At 72.6% G+C, this 18,871-nt stretch carries 15 protein-coding genes; 9 read left to right on the top strand and 6 right to left on the bottom strand.

The window, feature by feature from the left end; genetic code table 11:
• The first annotated feature begins 79 nt into the window (after positions 1-79).
• From ACZ4M5_RS06435 to ACZ4M5_RS06465, 7 genes are all read left to right on the top strand, one after another.
• Positions 80-1,552, top strand: a complete 1,473-nt coding sequence (locus tag ACZ4M5_RS06435) for a hypothetical protein (protein WP_467733674.1) — start codon at positions 80-82, stop codon at positions 1,550-1,552.
• A gap of 83 nt (positions 1,553-1,635) precedes the next feature.
• Complete coding sequence (locus ACZ4M5_RS06440) at positions 1,636-2,625, top strand: glutamate ABC transporter substrate-binding protein (RefSeq protein WP_467734257.1); 990 nt, start codon at positions 1,636-1,638, stop codon at positions 2,623-2,625.
• 59 nt (positions 2,626-2,684) lie between these two features.
• Positions 2,685-4,022 carry a coiled-coil domain-containing protein gene (locus ACZ4M5_RS06445; RefSeq protein ID WP_467733676.1) on the top strand — a complete coding sequence of 446 codons (1,338 nt, stop codon included), beginning with the start codon at positions 2,685-2,687 and terminating at the stop codon, positions 4,020-4,022.
• A 17-nt stretch (positions 4,023-4,039) separates the two neighbouring features.
• Positions 4,040-6,595, top strand: coding sequence for a serine/threonine-protein kinase (locus tag ACZ4M5_RS06450; protein WP_467734259.1), 2,556 nt, complete (start codon positions 4,040-4,042; stop codon positions 6,593-6,595).
• A gap of 3 nt (positions 6,596-6,598) precedes the next feature.
• Complete coding sequence (locus ACZ4M5_RS06455; protein ID WP_467733678.1) at positions 6,599-7,915, top strand: PP2C family serine/threonine-protein phosphatase; 1,317 nt, start codon at positions 6,599-6,601, stop codon at positions 7,913-7,915.
• A gap of 100 nt (positions 7,916-8,015) precedes the next feature.
• Positions 8,016-9,362: a vWA domain-containing protein gene (locus tag ACZ4M5_RS06460; protein ID WP_467733680.1), complete on the top strand. Its 1,347-nt coding sequence runs from the start codon at positions 8,016-8,018 to the stop codon at positions 9,360-9,362.
• 32 nt (positions 9,363-9,394) lie between these two features.
• Positions 9,395-10,798, top strand: coding sequence for an FHA domain-containing protein (locus tag ACZ4M5_RS06465; RefSeq protein WP_467733682.1), 1,404 nt, complete (start codon positions 9,395-9,397; stop codon positions 10,796-10,798).
• A gap of 29 nt (positions 10,799-10,827) precedes the next feature.
• Here the strand turns inward: ACZ4M5_RS06465 and ACZ4M5_RS06470 are convergent, their stop codons facing one another.
• Positions 10,828-11,808, bottom strand: coding sequence for a methyltransferase domain-containing protein (locus ACZ4M5_RS06470; protein ID WP_467733684.1), 981 nt, complete (start codon positions 11,806-11,808; stop codon positions 10,828-10,830).
• Between the two features lie 76 nt (positions 11,809-11,884).
• On the opposite strand from ACZ4M5_RS06470, the gene ACZ4M5_RS06475 reads away from it, so the two are divergent.
• Positions 11,885-12,298 (top strand): globin, encoded by a 414-nt coding sequence (locus tag ACZ4M5_RS06475; RefSeq protein ID WP_333933369.1) that lies wholly within the window; start codon positions 11,885-11,887, stop codon positions 12,296-12,298.
• Between the two features lie 20 nt (positions 12,299-12,318).
• On the opposite strand, the gene ACZ4M5_RS06480 is transcribed toward ACZ4M5_RS06475, so the two are convergent.
• Genes ACZ4M5_RS06480 through ettA form a run of 3 tightly spaced genes read right to left on the bottom strand, consistent with a single transcriptional unit; the run spans position 12,319 to position 15,064 of the window.
• Positions 12,319-12,987 carry a DUF8185 domain-containing protein gene (locus ACZ4M5_RS06480; RefSeq protein WP_467733686.1) on the bottom strand — a complete coding sequence of 223 codons (669 nt, stop codon included), beginning with the start codon at positions 12,985-12,987 and terminating at the stop codon, positions 12,319-12,321.
• Entirely contained in the window at positions 12,984-13,397 is a 414-nt protein-coding gene (locus ACZ4M5_RS06485; RefSeq protein WP_467733688.1) for an acyl-CoA thioesterase, read from the bottom strand. Before ACZ4M5_RS06485 ends, ACZ4M5_RS06480 begins: the two co-directional genes overlap by 4 nt.
• Before the next feature lie 2 nt (positions 13,398-13,399).
• Positions 13,400-15,064, bottom strand: a complete 1,665-nt coding sequence (gene ettA / locus ACZ4M5_RS06490) for an energy-dependent translational throttle protein EttA (protein ID WP_467733690.1) — start codon at positions 15,062-15,064, stop codon at positions 13,400-13,402.
• 380 nt (positions 15,065-15,444) lie between these two features.
• On the opposite strand from ettA, the gene ACZ4M5_RS06495 reads away from it, so the two are divergent.
• The gene (locus tag ACZ4M5_RS06495) at positions 15,445-15,855 is read left to right on the top strand and encodes a VOC family protein (protein ID WP_467733692.1); all 411 of its coding nucleotides are present in this window, start codon (positions 15,445-15,447) and stop codon (positions 15,853-15,855) included.
• Between the two features lie 192 nt (positions 15,856-16,047).
• Here the strand turns inward: ACZ4M5_RS06495 and rfbC are convergent, their stop codons facing one another.
• Both rfbC and ACZ4M5_RS06505 read right to left on the bottom strand, forming a co-directional pair.
• Entirely contained in the window at positions 16,048-16,644 is a 597-nt protein-coding gene (gene rfbC / locus ACZ4M5_RS06500) for a dTDP-4-dehydrorhamnose 3,5-epimerase (protein ID WP_467733694.1), read from the bottom strand.
• Between the two features lie 37 nt (positions 16,645-16,681).
• The gene (locus ACZ4M5_RS06505; RefSeq protein WP_467733696.1) at positions 16,682-18,709 is read right to left on the bottom strand and encodes a glycosyltransferase family 2 protein; all 2,028 of its coding nucleotides are present in this window, start codon (positions 18,707-18,709) and stop codon (positions 16,682-16,684) included.
• Between the last annotated feature and the right edge of the window lie 162 nt (positions 18,710-18,871).

An 18,871-nucleotide genomic window follows, 5' to 3' on the forward strand; every position in this document is an offset into this window, starting at 1 on the left:
CAAGATCGGGCAAGGCCGGTGCGGATGTCGGTCCCGGCAGCGATACTTGCCGCGACGGATGACCATGGGGGAGGTCACAGTGACACACACGCCGCGGGGCAGCACACCGCCACCACCGGGTCCGAGCCTGCCCGTCCTGCCGCCCGTTCCGGCGCAGCCGGCCCCGCCGGCCCGGCCCCCCGCCGGTCCCGCCGCGGCCTCCCGTCCGTCCTCCCCGCCCTCCCCGGCCGGCCCTCCCCGCCGCACCGCCTTCGCCGAGGGCGCGGAGCGCCTGCGCGCCGCCGCCACCACGGAACCGGGCCGCCTGCGCATCATCGGGGCGCTCCTCGCCGCCCTCGTCGTCGCCTTCGGCGCCGTCAGCGCCTGGCAGATGACCGGCCGCGCGGCCGCCGCCGACGACGTCCTCACCAGCAGCCAGCCCCTCAGCTCCGACGCGGCCGACATCTACCGGTCCCTCGCGGACGCCAACACCGCCGCCTCCAGCGGCTTCCTGGCCGGCGGGCAGGAGTCGGCGGCCTCCCGCGACCGCTACGAGAAGGACATCCGCACGGCCGCGGAGAAGCTGGTCAACGCGGCCGCCGCGTCGGAGCCGGGCTCACCGTCCGCCCGCACGATCGCCGAACTCAACCGGCTGCTGCCCGAGTACAAGGGCCTGGTCGAACGCGCGCGCACGTACAACCGGCAGGGCTTCCCGGTGGGCGGCGCCTATCTGCGCTACGCCAACGAGAAGATGCAGCAGCGGATGCTCCCGGCCGCGGAGGACCTGTACACGAAGGAGAACCAGCGGCTGCGGGCGGACTACGCGGACGCCACGCCCTACCCCTGGGCGGCGATCGCCCTCGGCGTCCTCGCCCTGGCCGCCCTCGCCTGGGCCCAGCACCGCAGCTACCGGCGCACCAACCGCGTCCTGAACCACGGCCTGGTCGCGGCCACCGCCACCGCGGCGATCGTCCTGCTCTGGCTCGTCGCCGGCCACGGCATCGCCCGCTCCGGCCTGAACGACTCCTACGACCACGGCGTCCGCTCCCTGAACGTCCTGCACGACGCGCGCATCGCCTCCCTGAAGGCCCGGGGCAACGAGAACCTCACCCTGGTGGCCCGCGGCGCGGAGACGAAGAAGGTCGGCGGGAAGACCTACGACGCCTACGACTTCGACTTCGGCGCGGACATCGGAGCGCTGGGCGCCCGTCTGGAGGCGGCGCGGAAGCTCGCCGACGACGTGACGGGCAGGAAGCCCGTCACGACGGCGCTGGGCAACATGGAGGAGTGGAAGAAGCGCCACGCCGCGGCCCGTGAGCAGGACGAGCACGGCAACTACCAGCAGGCGCTGGACCGGGTGATCGGCACCGAGGGCGCGACCGGTGAGTGCTTCGACAGCGTCGACGCGAACCTGCGCACGGCACTCGTGCACGAGGAGAGGGAGTTCGAGCGTGCGGCCGCGGGCGGCCGGGACGCGCTGACCGGGCTGCCGGCCGGGGCCGCCGTCCTCGCCCTCCTCGGCGCCGCGGGAGCGGTCCTGGGCATCGGCCGCAGGCTGTCGGAGTACCGGTGAACGGGCCACGGGCGAAAGGAGGCACGACCGTGCGAGCAGGACGTGTGCGCACCGCTCTCAGAGGCTGGGGCGGAGTGACGGCGATGGCGGTCGTCTGCGCCCTGGTGGCGTTCGTCGCCCTGTGCCTGCCCCGGAAGGCCGTCACGGCGGACGGCACCGGGCCCGCCGGGACCACCGCCACCGCGGACATCGCCCGAGCCGGCGTCGAGGAGGACTGCGAGGCCCCGGAGAAGCAGACGCTCTCCCCCTCCGGCGACGACGGCGACACCATCGCGGCCATCAAGAGCCGTACGGGCGAGAAGCGCAAACTGGTCGTCGGCGTCGACCAGAACAGCTACCGCTGGGGCTACCGCGACCCCAACGGCGGCGAGTCGGGCGAGCTGGAGGGCTTCGACATCGACCTCGTGCACCGCATCGCCGAGGAGATACTCGGCGACCGGGACGCGGTGCAGTTCAAGGCGATCCCCACCGACCAGCGCATCCCGGCGATCCAGGACGGCCGCGTCGACATGGTGGTCCGCACCATGACCATCAACTGCGACCGCATCCGGGACGTCGCCTTCTCCGCGCCGTACTTCAAGACCGGCCAGCAGGTCCTGGCGCCCAAGTCGTCGCCCGTGAAGGGCTACGACGACACGCTCGCGGGCCGCAGGATCTGCACGGCGGCGGGCTCCACGGCGTACGCCAAGCTGGAGGCGGACCGGAAGGACGGCCGGCTCCCCGCCGGCACGGACATCTCCACGACGGTCCCGAACCAGCTCGACTGCCTGGTCAGGTTGCAGCTCGGCGAGGTCGACGCCGTGGTCACCGACGGCGCGCTCGCCGCGAGCCAGGCGGCCCAGGACCCGACGGTCCAGCTCAAGGGTGAGGCCTTCACTGCCGAGTACTACGGCGTGGCCATGAAGAAGGGGGCGGACGACCTGGTACGCCGGGTCAACCGGATCCTGGTGGACTACCGCAAGGACGGCGACGACGGCTGGCAGGCCTCGTACCGCACATGGCTGTCCGCCACACTGGGCAAGGACGCGAAGAAGTCGGAACCCCCGGCACCGGAGTACCTCCGCACGAGCTGACCCGCACCGCGACCTACGACCAGGCCCCCGACCGGCACAACCGCAGCGAGAGGTGATCGATGGGCGTCACGGGACCCGCCGGGCCGGTGATGGACCGGGACGAGGTGGACCGTGCGCTGGCGCGGCTGGGCGCGGAGCACGAGGCGATCGAGACCTCGCTCCTCGCCCTGCAGGACCATGCGGGCCGCAGACTCCTGGAGGGCGCCGGGCTGACCGGTGTCACCCGGGAGCGCTGGGCAGCCACGGATGCGTCGATCACGCTGCTGTGGACCTACTTCGACGCGTACACGGACGCGTTGCGCTCCGCCCGCGACATCCGCGCCCGGCGGCGCTGGTCGAGCCGTGAGGACCTGGTGGAGCTGACCGAGCTGCTGAACGGCGAGTCGGTCACCGTCCCGGGCGGCGCCGCGGCGGCGGCCAACGCGTCGGCCCCGCACGGCGGTTCGACGAAGCTCAGCGAGCGCTACTCGCTCGCCGGGCTGGTGGACCGGATGAACGAGCTGTACGCGACCAGTCTGGACGTGGTCGTCGCCGCGGACGCCGTGTGGTCGGCGCTGCCGGCCCGGATCGACCTGCTGGCCGCCGAACTCCAGCGCACCCGGCGGCTCGCGCACCCGGTCGGCGTGCGGCCCGGCGAGCATCCGGCGGGTGACGACCTGGAGCGCATCACCCGCACCCTGACCAGACTGCGCGAGCAGGTGATCTCCGACCCGCTGGCGTTCTGGGTGCCCGCCGAGGGCAGCTCGGCGCCGGGCGGCGGCCGCCCGGACACCACGGTGTACGACCGCGAGGCGCGGGCCCTGGAGGACGTGCGGCGGGAGATCGACGCGGTTCTGACGGTCCGTCAGGACGCCGAGACCAGAATCGTGAAGCTGCGGGACGTGCTCAGCCGCGCGGACCGCACCCTCGCCGAGGCGCGCACCGCCCGGGGCGAGGTACTGGCGAAGATCGCGGCGACGGAGGTGCCGGTGGTGAGCGGCCCGCCGACCGCACTGCAGGAACAGCTGGCGGCGGCCGCGGAGTACCGCAGGCAGGCCCAGTGGCACCGGCTCTCGCCGCTGCTGGAGGCGCTGGAGGAAAAGGCCGAGGACGAACTGCTGCGCGCCCGCGAGTCGTTGACCGCGGTCACCGCGCCGCTCGCGGTCCGCGCCGAGCTGCGCGGCCGGCTCGACGCGTACCGGGCGAAGGTGGCCCGGCACGGCCTCGCCGAGGACGCGCTGCTGGTGGAGCGGTACGAGAAGGCGCGCCGCATGCTGTGGAGCGCACCCTGCGACCTGCGCGCCGCCGAACAGGCCGTGCTGCGCTACCAGCACGCGGCGGCCGAGCTGCTCGGCGGCCCGCGGGTGCCGGACCACCGGGGCGGGCCCGAGGACGACCGGAGGGGGCCGGACGCATGAGCGACCAGGGGAAGTCGATGAGCCGGGCACCGCACGCGCCGCCCGGCCCGTCCGGGCGCGCCTGCCAGCGCCCCGGCTGCGACGGCGCGTACGAGGACGTGGGCGGCGGCGAACTGTACTGCGACACCTGCGGCCTGGCCCCGGTCGTCGCGGCCGGGGGCTCCTCCGCCGAGGGAGGCATGGTGGGTTCGTCCCCCACCGGTGTCACCGCGGAGGGCAGGAGCGGGTCCGCCGGCAGCCGCAGTGCGCGTACGTCCTCGCAGTCCTCGCGTTCCCGCCGCTCGGTCTCGGGCCGGCTGTCCCGCTCGGTCTCGGGCAGGTCCACGGGCCGCTCGGTGTCCGTGCGCAGCTCCGGGTCGGCCTCCGGCTCCGCCTCCCGGGCCCGGCTGGGCGCCGGGCTGGTGCAGGTGCCGCCGATCCCGCGGCCCGACCCGCGCGCGATGGTGCTGGACGACCCGGAGGTGCCCGAGCGCAAGCGGTTCTGCTCCCGGTCGGACTGCGGGGCCCCGGTGGGCCGTTCGCGCGGCGACCGGCCGGGCCGCACGGAGGGCTTCTGCACCAAGTGCGGACACCCGTACTCGTTCGTGCCGAAGCTGCGCACCGGTGACGTGGTGCACGGCCAGTACGAGGTGGTGGGCTGCCTCGCGCACGGCGGCCTGGGCTGGATCTACCTCGCCGTGGACCGCGCGGTCTCGGACCGCTGGGTGGTCCTCAAGGGCCTGCTGGACACGGGCGACCAGGACGCCATGGCGGCGGCGATCTCCGAGCGGCGCTTCCTCGCGGAGATCGAGCACGCCAACATCGTGCGGATCTACAACTTCGTGGAGCACCTGGACCAGCGCACCGGCTCCCTCGACGGCTACATCGTCATGGAGTACGTGGGCGGCAAGTCGCTCAAGGAGATCGCCAACGCCCGGCGCACCCCGCAGGGCCGCCGTGACCCGCTGCCGGTGGAGCAGGCGTGCGCGTACGGCATCGAGGCGCTGGAGGCGCTGGGGCACCTGCACAGCCGCAACCTGCTCTACTGCGACTTCAAGGTCGACAACGCCATCCAGACCGAGGACGAGCTGAAGCTGATCGACATGGGCGCGGTGCGCAGGATGGACGACGAGGAGTCGGCCATCTACGGCACGGTGGGCTACCAGGCGCCCGAGGTCGCCGAGACCGGTCCGTCCGTGGCGAGCGACCTGTACACGGTCGCCCGTACCCTCGCCGTGCTGACCTTCGACTTCCAGGGCTACACCAACGTCTACGCCGACTCCCTGCCCGACCCGGACCACATCGAGGTCTTCCGGCAGTACGAGTCCTTCTACCGGCTCCTGGTGCGCGCCACCGACCCCGATCCGGCCCGCCGGTTCGCCTCCGCGCAGGAGATGACCGAGCAGCTCACGGGCGTGCTGCGGGAGGTCGTCTCGCTCCAGACGGGCCGGGCCCGGCCCGCTCTGTCCACCCTGTTCGGTCCGGAACTGCGCGTGACGGACCCGGAGTTGTTCCCCCGGCTGGACGGCGAGGTGTCCCGGCTGGGCGCGCGTGCGACGGGGTCGGGACGCGCCCGCGGCGCCGCGCTCCCGGCCCGGCCGGCACCGGCCGTCGCCGCGCCCTCCGGTGGGGCCGGATCCGCCGCCGGGCTCGTCAAGCGGGTCGACACCCGCGCCGCCGCCCTGGCCCTGCCGGTGCCCCGGGTGGACCCGACCGACCCCAACGCCGGTTTCCTGGCGGGCCTGATGACCTCCGCCCCGGCCGAACTGCTCGGTGCCCTGGCGGCCGCGCCGGCCCCGTCGACCGAGACACGGCTGCGGCAGGTGCGGGCGCGGCTGGAGACCGGTGAGCAGGGTGTCGCGCTGGAGTCGCTGGCCGCCCTGGAGGGTGAACGGCCCGACGACTGGCGGGTGGTCTGGTTCCGGGGCCTGACCGCACTGGTCACGGGCGACGACGAGGGCGCCGCGCTGGCCTTCGACGCGATCTACGACGCCTTCCCCGGCGAGATCGCCCCGAAGCTGGCGCTGGGCCTGTGCGCGGAGGTGCTGGGCCAACTGGACAACGCGGCCGAGTACTACCGGCTGGTGTGGTCGACCGACCCGAGCCATGTGAGCGCCGCGTTCGGCCTGGCCCGTGTCCAGCTGGCGACCGGCGACCGGCGCGGTGCCGTGCGGACGCTGGAGTCCGTGCCGGAGTCCTCCATCCACTACACGGCCGCGCGCGTGGCGGCCGTCCGGGCACGGCTGCGCGGGCGCACGGCCACGGCCTCGGACATGCCGTTCCTGGAGGACCTGACGGCCGCCGCGGCCCAGGTGGAGGCGCTCGACGCCTACGGCCTGGATCCGGCGCGACGGGAGCAGTTGTCGGCCGAAGTCCTCGGTTGCGCCCTGGACTGGGTACTCTCCGGGGGCCAGGGTTCCGCCCCTCCCGCCGCCGGGGGACGGACGCTGCTCGGCAGCGGCCTGGACGAGCGGGGTCTGCGTTTCGGACTGGAACGCTCGTACCGCATGCTGGCCCGGCTGGCGCGGGGCGGCGAGGAGAGGATCGACCTGGTGGAACGTGCCAATCGTTACCGCCCCCGGACGTGGGTGTAGTTGATGTCGCAGATGCCCCGGTTGTCCGCCTGCCCGAGCTGCGAGGAACCCCTCGAGTCGGGCGACCGTTTCTGCGGCGCGTGCGGATACGACCTGTCCGCCGTGCCGGCACGGCCCGAGGACAACCCGACCATCGCCCTGAACGGCTCGGTGCCCGCCCAGGGCGCTCCTGCCGCCGCGTACCCCGAGCCCCCGCAGGCCCCGCCCGGCGGCGCGGCCCCGGGCACCGGCGCCCCACCACCCGGGGCGCCCCCGTCCCCGGCGGCGGGGGTGCGGTTCGACCGGCCGCCGCAGCCGGAGGGCTACGCGCCGGAGATCTACCGCACCCAGCCGGACGAGTACCCCCTCCAGGCGCCGGACCCCCGGGTGTCCGCCGAACCGGCGGCCGCGGCCGCCGGTACCGGCGGCAAGGTCTGCGTCGCCTGCCGGGCCGGCCGCGTGGACGACGACGGCTACTGCGAGAACTGCGGCCACGCCCAGCCGCGCGAACGGGACCACATGGAGCAGGAGTCCGGCCCGGTGGCCGCGGTCAGCGACCGCGGCCTGCGCCACCACCGCAACGAGGACGCGTTCGCCCTCGGCACCACCCAGCTGCCCGACGGCTCCCCCGCGCTCGTGGCGATCGTCTGCGACGGCGTCTCCTCCGCGACCCGGCCCGACGACGCCTCGGCGGCCGCGTCGAAGGCCGCGAGCCAGACGCTGCTGGCGGCCCTGCCGCGCGGCACCCACCCGCAGCAGGCCATGCACGAGGCGATCGTCGCCGCCTCCCACGCGGTCAACTCGCTGGGGGAGGAGCCGGCCACGGCCCGCGAGCACGCCCCGCACCAGAACGCCCCGGCGTGCACGATCGTCGGTGCCGTGGTGACCTCGGGACTGCTGATCGTCGGCTGGGTCGGCGACAGCCGCGCCTACTGGGTCCCGGTCGACCGCGGCGCTCCCCCGGCCCGGCTCACCGAGGACGACTCCTGGGCGGCGCAGATGGTCGCCGCGGGCCTGATGAACGAGGCCGAGGCCTACGCCGACGAGCGCGCCCACGCCATCACCGGCTGGCTCGGCGCCGACGCCTACGAACTGGAGCCGCACACCGCCGCGTTCAAGCCGGACCGCCCCGGTGTGGTGGTCGTCTGCACGGACGGCCTGTGGAACTACGCCGAGGCCGCCGAGGAGATGGCCCGCATCCTGCCGCTCGACGCCGCCGGGCAACCGCTGCACGGCGCCCGGGTGCTCGTCGGTCACGCCCTGGACGGCGGGGGCCACGACAACGTAACAGTGGCGCTCGTGCCGTTCCCGGCGGTGTCCCAGGGGGCAGGATCGGCCTGAGGCCACGTTCGGGGGTGGCTCGGCGGACCGGAGGGGACCGGTCCGCCCACCGTCGTGACCCCGTTCTCGGCGGGGGCTCAAAAGGGGGATCTGAACAGGCATGGCCAATTTCTCGAAAGCGAGCGCGCCCCGGTTCTCGGTGGACGTCTATCAGAACGAGTACCTGCCGGAGGGCGCCCGCGAGGTCAACGCCATCGTGACGGTGACGGCGACCGGCGGCGGCACCATCGGCAGCGCGGTAGGCGCACCGCACCTGTACGCACCCGGGCAGGGTCCCTCCGCGGCGGTCGCGATCATGGTCGACTGCTCGGGGTCGATGGACTACCCGCCCGCCAAGATGCGCAACGCCCGCGACGCCACCGCCGCCGCGATCGACACCCTGCGCGACGGCGTCCACTTCGCGGTGATCGGCGGGACGCACGTCGCCAAGGAGGTCTATCCCGGCGGCGGCCGGGTCGCCGTCGCCGACGCCACCACCCGCGCGCAGGCCAAGCAGGCGCTGCGGGCGCTCGGCGCGGGGGGCGGCACGGCCATCGGCACCTGGCTGCGGCTGGCCGACCGCCTGCTGTCCTCCGTGGACGTCGCCATCCGCCACGGCATCCTGCTCACCGACGGCCGCAACGAGCACGAGTCGGCCCGGGATCTGAGGTCCGCGCTCGACGCGTGCGCGGGCCGCTTCACCTGCGACGCACGCGGGGTGGGCACCGACTGGGAAGTGAAAGAAGTCACAGCGATCGCCTCGGCGCTGCTCGGCACCGCCGACATCGTCGCCGATCCGGCCGGCCTGGCCGCCGACTTCACGCGGATGATGGAGACGGCGATGGGCAAGGAGGTCGCGGACGTCTCCCTGCGGCTGTGGACCCCGGTCGACACCACGGTGACGTTCGTCAAACAGGTCGCCCCCGCGGTGGAGGAACTGACCGGCCGGCGCACCGAGGCCGGGCCCCGGGCCGGCGACTACCCCCTGGGTTCCTGGGGCGACGAGTCCCGTGACTACCACCTGTGCGTGCGGGTCCCGGCCGCGCACATCGGGCAGGAGATGCTGGCGGCCCGCATCTCGCTGGTCGTCCCGCAGCCCGACGGCAGCGTCCACAACCTCGGCGCGCAGGGCCTGGTCCGGGCCGTGTGGACGGACGACATGGTCGCCTCCACGTCGATCAACCCCCAGGTCGCCCACTACACCGGGCAGGCCGAACTGGCCCAGGTCATCCAACAGGGGCTCGATCTGCGCAAGTCGGGCGATATCGACGGAGCAACGGCCAAACTGGGCCGGGCCGTTCAGCTCGCGAGTGCCTCGGGGAACGCCGATACTGCGAAACTGCTTGCGAAGGTGGTGGACGTGGTCGACGCCGCGACCGGTACTGTGCGACTGAAGGCGAAGGTCGCGGAGGCGGACGAGATGACGCTCGAAACCCGGTCCACCAAGACTGTTCGCGTCAAGAAGTGACCTGGAAGAGATCGAAGGAGGGACGCGCCGACATGCCGACCTGCCCGAACGGACACCAGTCGGGTTCCGACGACTGGTGCGAGGTCTGCGGTCACCGCATGGCGGGTGCCGTGCCTCCGCCTCCTCCCCCTCCGCCCCCCGGCGGCTACGGTTTCCCGCCCCCGGCCGGCCAGGGCGGCCCCGGCGGCCCCGGTGGGCAGCAGCCCGGCGGACGTCCGCCGCACCTGTCCGCCGAGCCGGAGCTCTGCCCGCAGTGCCGTACGCCGCGCGAGGGCGGCGCCCCGTTCTGCGAGGAGTGCCGGTGGAACTTCCTCACCAACACGGCGACCTCGTACACCCCCGCGGCCCCGCCGCCGCCCGGCCCGGGCGCGCGCTTCCAGCCGCCGCCTGGCCAGGGTGGCCCCGGCGGCCCGGGCGGACCGTCGTACGGCGGCGGTGGTGACGCGTTCGACTACCAGAGCTCCCGCCCGTCGCAGGTGAACCGCCCGGCCGAGCCGATCCCGCCCTTCGGCGGCGATCCGTCCGGCCGTCCCGGCCCCGGTGGTCCGGGTGGTTACGGGGCTCCCGGCGGTCCGGGTGGCCCCGGAGGCCCGGGTGGCCCCGGTGGTCCTTCCGGTCCGCCCGGATTCGGCAACGACCCCTCGCGTCCGGTCCCGCCGCCGCCCGGCCCGGGTGGCCACGGCGGGCAGGGCGGTCCCGGTGGTTACGGGGGCGGCCCCGGCGGGCACGGCGGTGGCCCCGGCGGTCCCGGCGGAGCTCCGCAGGCGTTCCACCAGTCCGGCCCGCCGGCCCCGCCCGCCTTCCCGCAGGAGACGCAGCGGCCCCCGCAGCAGGGCGGTCCGGCCTTCGGCGGCGGTGACGACGACTGGGTGATCTCCCCGCCGTCGCACACCGGCCCCGGCGGACACGGCGGCCCGGGCGGTCCCGGCGGTCCCGGCCAGGGCGGCTACGGCTACCCGCAGCCCGGTGCCACCCAGGCCCCGCCCGGCCCGGGAGGCTTCCCGCAGCAGCACCAGCCGCAGCAGGGACCCGCGACCTGGACCGCGACGATCGGCCCGGACCGCGAGTACTTCATGGCGATGATGCAGCGCTCCGGCCCCGAGGCCGCCGGGCTGAACCTGCCCGCGTACTCCCCCGAGCAGCAGCGCACGCTCACCGGGAACCAGATCACCATCGGCCGCCGCCGGCACTCCACCGGCGACACCCCCGACATCGACCTGTCGGTGCCGCCGGAGGACCCGGGCGTCTCGCACCAGCACGCGGTGCTGGTGCAGCAGCCGGACGGCAGCTGGGCGGTCGTCGACCAGAACTCGACGAACGGCACGACGGTCAACGGCTCGGACGAGCCCATCCAGCCGTTCGTGCCCGTCCCGCTGCAGGACGGCGACCGGGTGCACGTGGGCGCCTGGACGACGATCACGATCCGCCGCGGCTGAGCCCCGCCGCCGGCACCGCGCGACGGCCGTCAGGACGGGAGGGGCCAGGCGTACGGCCCCTCCGGGTCGTCCAGCCAGGCCCACTCCCGGTCGCCGCTGACGGTGATGCCGTAGCGCTCGCGCTGCGGTCTGCCCTCCTGCTCCCACAGCGACAGCGCCTCCTCCGGGTCGAGGCTGCCGCGGGTCAGGGCCAGCAGGAAGCGGAACAGGTCGTCCTCCCTGGCCCGGCGGGGCACCCCGCCCAGCTGGAACGGCTCCGCGGCCCGGCCGGTCCCGCGCAGCGGCACGAAGTAGGCGGGCGTGTGCAGGAAGCGCCCCTCCGCCTGCGAGGCACCGGTCACCGTGAGCGCGAGCAGGCCGGTGGCCAGCGGCAGCAGGATCCGGCCACCCGGCCGGCTCTGGGCGAGCCAGGCCCGCGGTACGGAGGTCAGGGCGCAGGTCGCGATGATCCGGTCGAAGGGCGCGCGCTCCGGCACGCCCCGGGCGCCGTCGCCGGTGACGACGACCGGATGGTACCCGGCCGCGGCCAGGTGCCGGCGGGCCGACTCGGTGATCTCCGGGTCGAGATCGACACTGGTCACCTTGTCGTCGCCGAGCCGGTGGCACAGCAGCGCGGCGTTGTAGCCGGTGCCCGCGCCGATCTCCAGGACCGTGTGCCCCTCGCGGACGTCCAGCACGGTCAGCATGTCCGCCATGAGCGAGGGCTGGCTGCTGGAGGACAGCAGTTCCCCGTCGCGCAGCCGGGTCGCCAGCGGCACGTCCTCGTAGGCACCCCGTATCCACCGCTCCCGCGCCTGCGGGTCGGGGCTCTCACCCCAGCGGCGCTCGTAACCGCCCGCGACGGCCACGTAGTAGTACGGCACGAAGAGGTGGCGCGGGACCGCCGTGAAGGCCTCCCGCCAGGCGGGGTCGGCCGCCCAGGCCCCGCCGGCCTCGATGCGCCGCACCAGCCCCGCCCGCGCGCTGGCGCCGAGGTCCTCGAGTTCCCTGCCGGGTGCGTGCCCGCCCATGTCTCCACAGTAAGCGGCGGGTCCCGGGCAGCGGCCGGTCCTAGGTCTTGAGTCCTATGCCGGGGCGTCTGAGACCATGGAACGCGTGACAGAGATTCGGCGCGGCACGCTTCAGGAGCAGACCTTCTACGAGCAGGTCGGCGGGGAGGAGACCTTCCGCCGGCTCGTCCACCGTTTCTACGAGGGGGTCGCCGGGGACCCCCTGCTGCGGCCCATGTACCCCGAGGAGGACCTCGGCCCGGCCGAGGAGCGCTTCACGCTCTTCCTCATCCAGTACTTCGGCGGCCCGACGACGTACAGCGCCAACCGCGGCCATCCGCGGCTGCGGATGCGCCACGCGCCGTTCCAGGTGGACCGCGCGGCGCACGACGCGTGGCTGAAGCACATGCGGGTGGCGGTCGACGAGCTCGGGCTCTCCGAGGAGCACGAGCACACGCTGTGGAGCTACCTGACGTACGCGGCCGCCTCGATGGTGAACACCCCGGGCTGACGCCTTCCCCCGCCTGCCCGTCAGCGGACGCTGACGTCCAGGGCCCCCAGCCCGGCCCGCCGTACGGCGACCGACCCGTAGGGCGTGCGCAGCCGCAGCCACGCGCCCGAGGAGAGCAGACCCAGGGGGGCGCCGGGCCGCAGGAAGCCGAGCGACTGCGCCGCGTGCACGGCCCGGACCGGCAGCGGGGTGTCCCCGACCGTGCGGGACCAGATGTCCCGGCCGATGCGGTCCAGCTCGCTCCGGGTGCGCCGCTCGTCGGGCAACTCCCCCGTCCGGGCGCGGAACTCGGCCACCGCGGCGGCCACCAGCGACCGCAGGGCGTCGGGCCCGGGCAGTCCCGGTACGGCCTGCCAACCGCTGCGGGGCGGCAGGACTCCGGCCCACGGCGGCCCGGTCACGGCCTGCGGCACGGCGGCCGTGGCGGCCTTCTCGTCCACCGACTCCAGCAGCTCACCGGCGGACACGGTCACGTCCAGCGTGACCTCCAGGCCCTTCTCGTACGGCTTGGCCAGCCGCACCGCGCGGACCGCCAGCACCTCGAAGGACGGCGGCCGGCCGAAGACGGCGAGCGCGGTGCCGGCGCCCTGCAGGCGCACCGCGGCCCCGCGGTCGTAGTGGAGCAGCCGGGAGAGGAAGGCCGCGAGGTCCGCCGCCTCCCCCTCGTCGGCGAGGTGCAGGACCGTCATGCCGCGACGGCCCCCTCCTCCGCGTCGTCCATGTACCCGCGGAGGAACTCCCGCTCGTCCTCGGTGATCCGGCGCGGGCGCTGCGCCTCGAAGTCGAACGGCACGATCACCGTCGACGCCCGCACGTAGACCTGGTCGCCGTCCTTCACCTCGTAGGTGAGGGTGAAGGACGCGGCCCTTATCTCGGTGACCCACAGCTCGATGTCCACCGGGTGGTGGCGGTGCACGAGCTGCCGCTTGTAGTCGATCTCATGGCGTGCCACCACGGACCCCTGCTTGAAGTCCTTCTCCGGGCGGAACAGGAAGTCGATACGGGCCTCCTCCAGGTAGCGGAGGAACACCACGTTGTTGACGTGGCCGTACGCGTCCATGTCCGCCCAGCGCAGCGGGCAGCGGTAGATGTGCCGCAAGATCAGCCCCGGGTCAGCTTCTTGTAGGTGGCGCGGTGCGGACGGGCGGCGTCCGGGCCGAGCCGCTCGACCTTGTTCTTCTCGTACGACTCGAAGTTGCCCTCGAACCAGAACCACTTGGAGTCGCCCTCGTAGGCGAGGATGTGCGTGGCCACACGGTCCAGGAACCACCGGTCGTGGGAGACGACCACGGCGCAGCCGGGGAACTCCAGCAGCGCGTTCTCCAGGCTGGAGAGGGTCTCGACGTCGAGGTCGTTGGTCGGCTCGTCGAGGAGCAGCAGGTTGCCGCCCTGCTTGAGGGTGAGCGCGAGGTTCAGCCGGTTGCGCTCACCGCCGGAGAGCACCCCGGCCGGCTTCTGCTGGTCCGGCCCCTTGAACCCGAAGGCGGAGACGTACGCACGGCTCGGCATCTCGACCTGGCCGACGTTGATGTAGTCCAGCTCGTCGGAGACGACGGCCCACAGCGTCTTCTTGGGGTCGATGTTCTCGCGGCTCTGGTCGACGTAGGAGATCTTGACGGTGTCGCCGACCTTGATGGCGCCGGAGTCCGGCTTCTCGATGCCCTGGATCATCTTGAACAGGGTGGTCTTGCCGGCGCCGTTCGGGCCGATGATGCCCACGATGCCGTTGCGCGGGAGGGTGAAGCTGAGGTCGTCGATGAGCAGCTTCTCGCCGAAGCCCTTGCTGAGGTTGCTGACCTCGACGACGACGTTGCCCAGGCGCGGGCCCGGCGGGATCTGGATCTCCTCGAAGTCCAGCTTCCGCATCTTGTCGGCCTCGGCGGCCATCTCCTCGTAGCGGGCCAGACGCGCCTTGGACTTGGCCTGCCGCCCCTTGGCGTTGGAGCGGACCCACTCCAGCTCGTCCTTGAGGCGCTTCTGCCGCTTGGCGTCCTTCTGGCCCTCGACCTTGAGGCGGGCGGCCTTGGTCTCCAGGTACTTGGAGTAGTTGCCCTCGTAGGGGTAGAGGCGACCGCGGTCGACCTCGCAGATCCACTGGGCGACGTTGTCCAGGAAGTACCGGTCGTGGGTGACCGCGACGACGGTGCCCGGGTACTGGGCCAGGTGCTGCTCCAGCCAGTTCACCGACTCGGCGTCGAGGTGGTTGGTGGGCTCGTCGAGCAGCAGCAGGTCGGGCTGCTCCAGCAGGAGCTTGCACAGCGCGACGCGGCGGCGCTCACCACCGGACAGGTTGGTGACGGGCCAGTCACCGGGCGGGCAGCCCAGGGCGTCCATGGCCTGCTCCAGCTGCGCGTCGAGGTCCCACGCGTTGGCGTGGTCGAGCTGCTCCTGGAGCTTGCCCATCTCGTCCATGAGCTCGTCGGTGTACTCGGTCGCCATCTGCTCGGCGATCTCGTTGAACCGGTCGAGCTTGCCCTTGATCTCGGCGACACCCTCCTGGACGTTCTCCAGGACGGTCTTGTCCTCGGTCAGCGGGGGCTCCTGGAGCAGGATGCCGACCGTGTAACCCGGCGTGAGGAAGGCGTCACCGTTGGACGGCTGCTCGATCCCGGCCATGATCTTGAGGATCGTCGACTTTCCGGCGCCGTTCGGGCCGACGACGCCGATCTTCGCCCCCGGGAGGAAGCTCGTCGTCACGTCGTCGAGGATCACCTTGTCGCCGTGCGCTTTGCGCGCCTTGCGCATGGTGTAAATGAACTCAGCCAAGAGAAACCGTCCGGCAGCTTGAATCTGACAGTGGGCAGATACACCCCATCTTGCCGTACCGCCAGCCCTGGGCGGAAACGCGTATGGCTGCGCCGACCTGACCTGGGTCTTTGTGTGAACGGCTGAGACTCGCCTGTCCCTGCCGGTCGCGGTTGGCCGGCCTGGGGCGCCTTGCCCTCGATCTTGGATCGCGGCTCACGACCCCCGGCTGCGATGTCGGGTGGGCCTCGACATGGAGGGAGGAGGCGAACACATCCGTCGCCCCACGCATCGGACTGCCGAGGCCGCCCGCCGTCGAGCCGTCGTCGGCTTGCGCCGGCACTCCAGGGCGGCGGCCACCACGGCAGCCGTCGGGTGTGAGCCTGTGACAAGATCCCGGGATGCTGAGACTCACCGATTTCATCATCGACTGCCCGGACACGATGAAGTTGGCGGCGTTCTACTCCGCGGTGACAGGCCGTCCGATCAAGGAAGGCGGCTCCGAGGACTGGGCCGGCATCCAGTTCGGCGAGATCGAGTTGGCATTCATCCGGGTGGACGACTACCGCGCTCCGCAGTGGCCCGACAGCGAGCACCCCAAGCAGTTTCACCTCGACTTCGAAGTGGACGAGATCGAGTCCGAGCAGCGCCGCGTCCTCGACCTCGGCGCGACGCTGCGGCAGGACTTCATCGGCCCGAACGGCTACGGCTGGCAGATCTACACCGACCCCTGCGGCCACCCCTTCTGCCTGTGCCGCAACAAGGGCGTCGTCTGGACCGACCAGGGCCCGATCTGGCCCGAACGCGACTGATCAGGGCTGCGCCACCATCGACTTCGAGGGTCGTCCTCACCACGTGAGGGAGGCACCGGTGAACCGCGGCACCACGCGCGCTCGGAACCGCCGCCCCCTCAGGGCCCCGGGTCCGACCTCGAGCCGGGTCCAGGAGAAGGCCGGACCCTCCCGTGTCCGCACGGGAGGGCCCCTTGTGAGACGCAGTGGTTGTCAGTCGCCGCGGAGTGTCCTGCGGAAGGCGACGCAGTCCTCGTACGACGGGAGCAGACCCCGTGCCTCCGCCTCCGCCAGCGTCGGTGCCTGCTCGTCCTTCGGGGACAGCAGCGGTTCGATGCCGGCCGGCCAGTCGATGGCGAGGTCCGGGTCCAGCGGGTGGATGCCGTGTTCCCGCTCGGGGGCGTAGCCCTCGGAACAGAGGTAGACCACGGTCGCGTCGTCCGTCAGCGCGAAGAAGGCGTGTCCGAGGCCCTCGGACAGGTAGACGGCGTGGTGGGTCCGGTCGTCCAGCCGGACCGCTTCCCACTGCCGGTACGTCGGTGAGCCGACACGTATGTCGACGACGACGTCGAGGACCGCGCCGCGGACACACGTGACGTACTTGGCCTGGCTGGGCGGCACGTCCGCGAAGTGGATGCCGCGCAGGGTGCCCTGCCGGGAGATGGAGCAGTTGGCCTGGGCGAGGTGGAGGTCCTGGCCCGTCGCCTCCCGGAACTCCGCGCCGCGGAACCACTCGTGGAAGCTGCCGCGGTCGTCGGGGAACACCTTGGGCTCCAGCACCCAGGCTCCCTCTATACCCAGTGGTCGCATGTCCTGTTCCTTGTTCTTCCTCGTTCGCGGGGTGCGGTCACTTCTTCAGGGTCCGACGGATCTTGCGGACCGCGCGGCGCAGGAACGTCGGCTGCGCCGGCCGGGAGCCGGGACCGCGCCGGGCGGGACCCCTGGCCGCCAGGTCGGCGGCGGCGGCAGCGAGGCGCTTGACCACGGCATCACCGCTCGCCGGCACCTCCAGCGCCAGCGGGAGCTGCACCGGCTTGCCGGTCCCGAGCGACGGCATCGTCAGGTCCATCCGCCAGTGGCCTTCCGCCGGCTCGCCGGACGGGAGATCGGCGCGCAGGTCCGCGTCGCCGGTCGTGCGGCCGGTCAGCGTGGCGGCGACCTCGAACGAGCGCCCGGACGCGACGTCGGTGAGCTTCAGGGTCGCCTCCCACTCGCCCTGGACGTGGAAGGGCAGGACGGCGGTGAGGCGCCCGGGGTTCGTCGTGACGGTCACGTCGCCGGGGGTCAGACCGGCGAACTCGTACGCGAGGCGGTTGGTCTTCTGATCGACGTCGAGCGAGAGGTTGCCGTGCGGGTCCGTCCAGTACGGCAGGACCGGACGGGCCGGGGAGCCGACGACGGCGGCGCGGCGCCCGCGTCCGGCCTCGTCGGTGCGCACGGAACCGAGGCGCGTCTCCTTCGTCCATCCGCAGGAGCTGATGCGGATCAGCACGTCCCAGATGCCCGCGTCGAGCTGGGCGCCGTTCGCCGCCGAGAGCGGGTCGATCAGCGAGGTCGCGTGCAGCACCTGGCGGAAGTGGCCCTCCCGGCCCTCCCGGCCCTCCCGGCCCTCCACGGCGAGCTTCTCGCGAGTGAGCTCCACGGGCTGGAAGAACTCCGCAGCCGTCGCGCGCTCACGCACGACCAGGTCCACCTTGGACTTGTCCAGCGGGGCGGAGGTGTCGGCGCCGAGCAGGGCGATGGCGCTCAGACCGGTCTGCGACAGCGGCGGAACCAGCACGTCCTTCTCCCCGTCGGCACGGAACGTGAGGGGCTCGCCTCCCGACGTGTACTCGGCGGTGAATCCGATCGCCAGCCTGCCGTTCTCCCACCCGAGGCTCTCGAGGGAACCGGAGGGCTTGATCCCCGCCTCCCATTGCGCGAACTCCTCGATTTCGGCCAGCCGATTGGCCGAGATCAGACCGGCGACGATCTGCTGGGTGGGCTGCAGACCCGCAGCGACACCGGGTCCAAAACGCTCGACGACCACCTTGTGGATCTCGTCGAAAAGCTCTTGGCGATAGTCCTCGGGCAGGCTCAGCAGACGCTGTCCGCGCAAACGCTCGACCATCTCGTTGCGCAGCCAGCGACGGAAGAGCCGGTCACGCAGCGGCCCCGGTTCGGTGAGCTCCTCGACGACGTCGAGGGCCTCTCGGAGGTTTTTGAAATAGCCGACCGGGTCGAATCGCTGGAAGCCCGCGTTGGAGGCGTCCTCGCGCTTGACGTGGTAGTAGCAGAGATAGTCGCTGAGAACGGCGACGTTCTCGGCCCGCAGGTAGGCCTCGGTGACGAAGACGTGGTCCTCCAGACGGCGACGCCCCTCCTTGTAGCGGAGGTTGTGCTTGTCCAGGAACTCCTTGCGGAACATCTTGTGCGGGGTGAGGCTGTCGATCAGCGGGGCATTCTCGACGTTCGCGTGCGGCCGGTTCCTGCGGAACAGCTCGAGCGGGACGGGGCGGCCTTTTCCGGCCATCTTTCCGACGATGACGTCGGCGTCGTTCCGCACCCCGTAGTCGTACATGCGCTCAAGGGCCTCGTCGCCCAGCCAGTCGTCGTTGTCCACGAACTGGATGAACTCGCCCTTGGCGGCCTCGATGCCGACGTTGCGCGGCTTGCCCGACCACCCGGATCCCTCCTGGTGGATGACGTGCATGTGCGGGTGCTCGGCGGCCAGTCGGTCGAGGCGCTCGGGTGTCTCGTCGGTGGAGCCGTCGTCGACGAAGATCGCCTCGTACTCGTCGTCCGGCAGGCTCTGGCGCAGAAGAGAGGCGATGCAGTCCTCGATGTACTTGCCCGGGTTGTAGACCGGGATGACCACGCTCACCTTGATGGACATGTCTTCTCTTCCGCCTCAGTTGCTGGGACTCACCACGGCATGACCCGGCGCGCGACGCCGCGCGTCGAAGGCAAGGCTAACGGGTGGTGACCGGGCGGTGGTCACGTCAAACCGACGGTCGCCGACGCTGACAGAGCGCGTAACGCCCGTGAGTTTTCGGCA

It is taken from the genome of Streptomyces sp. NPDC026246 (assembly GCF_055567995.1).

Coding starts and splice junctions, on each gene's coding strand:
- ACZ4M5_RS06440 (WP_467734257.1), top strand. CDS start 1,636: ATGGCGGTCGTCTGCGCCCTGGTGGCGTTCGTCGCCCTGTGCCTGCCC.
- ACZ4M5_RS06445 (WP_467733676.1), top strand. CDS start 2,685: ATGGGCGTCACGGGACCCGCCGGGCCGGTGATGGACCGGGACGAGGTG.
- ACZ4M5_RS06450 (WP_467734259.1), top strand. CDS start 4,040: ATGAGCCGGGCACCGCACGCGCCGCCCGGCCCGTCCGGGCGCGCCTGC.
- ACZ4M5_RS06455 (WP_467733678.1), top strand. CDS start 6,599: ATGTCGCAGATGCCCCGGTTGTCCGCCTGCCCGAGCTGCGAGGAACCC.
- ACZ4M5_RS06460 (WP_467733680.1), top strand. CDS start 8,016: ATGGCCAATTTCTCGAAAGCGAGCGCGCCCCGGTTCTCGGTGGACGTC.
- ACZ4M5_RS06465 (WP_467733682.1), top strand. CDS start 9,395: ATGCCGACCTGCCCGAACGGACACCAGTCGGGTTCCGACGACTGGTGC.
- ACZ4M5_RS06470 (WP_467733684.1), bottom strand. CDS start 11,808: ATGGGCGGGCACGCACCCGGCAGGGAACTCGAGGACCTCGGCGCCAGC.
- ACZ4M5_RS06475 (WP_333933369.1), top strand. CDS start 11,885: ATGGAACGCGTGACAGAGATTCGGCGCGGCACGCTTCAGGAGCAGACC.
- ACZ4M5_RS06480 (WP_467733686.1), bottom strand. CDS start 12,987: ATGACGGTCCTGCACCTCGCCGACGAGGGGGAGGCGGCGGACCTCGCG.
- ACZ4M5_RS06495 (WP_467733692.1), top strand. CDS start 15,445: ATGCTGAGACTCACCGATTTCATCATCGACTGCCCGGACACGATGAAG.
- rfbC (WP_467733694.1), bottom strand. CDS start 16,644: ATGCGACCACTGGGTATAGAGGGAGCCTGGGTGCTGGAGCCCAAGGTG.
- ACZ4M5_RS06505 (WP_467733696.1), bottom strand. CDS start 18,709: ATGTCCATCAAGGTGAGCGTGGTCATCCCGGTCTACAACCCGGGCAAG.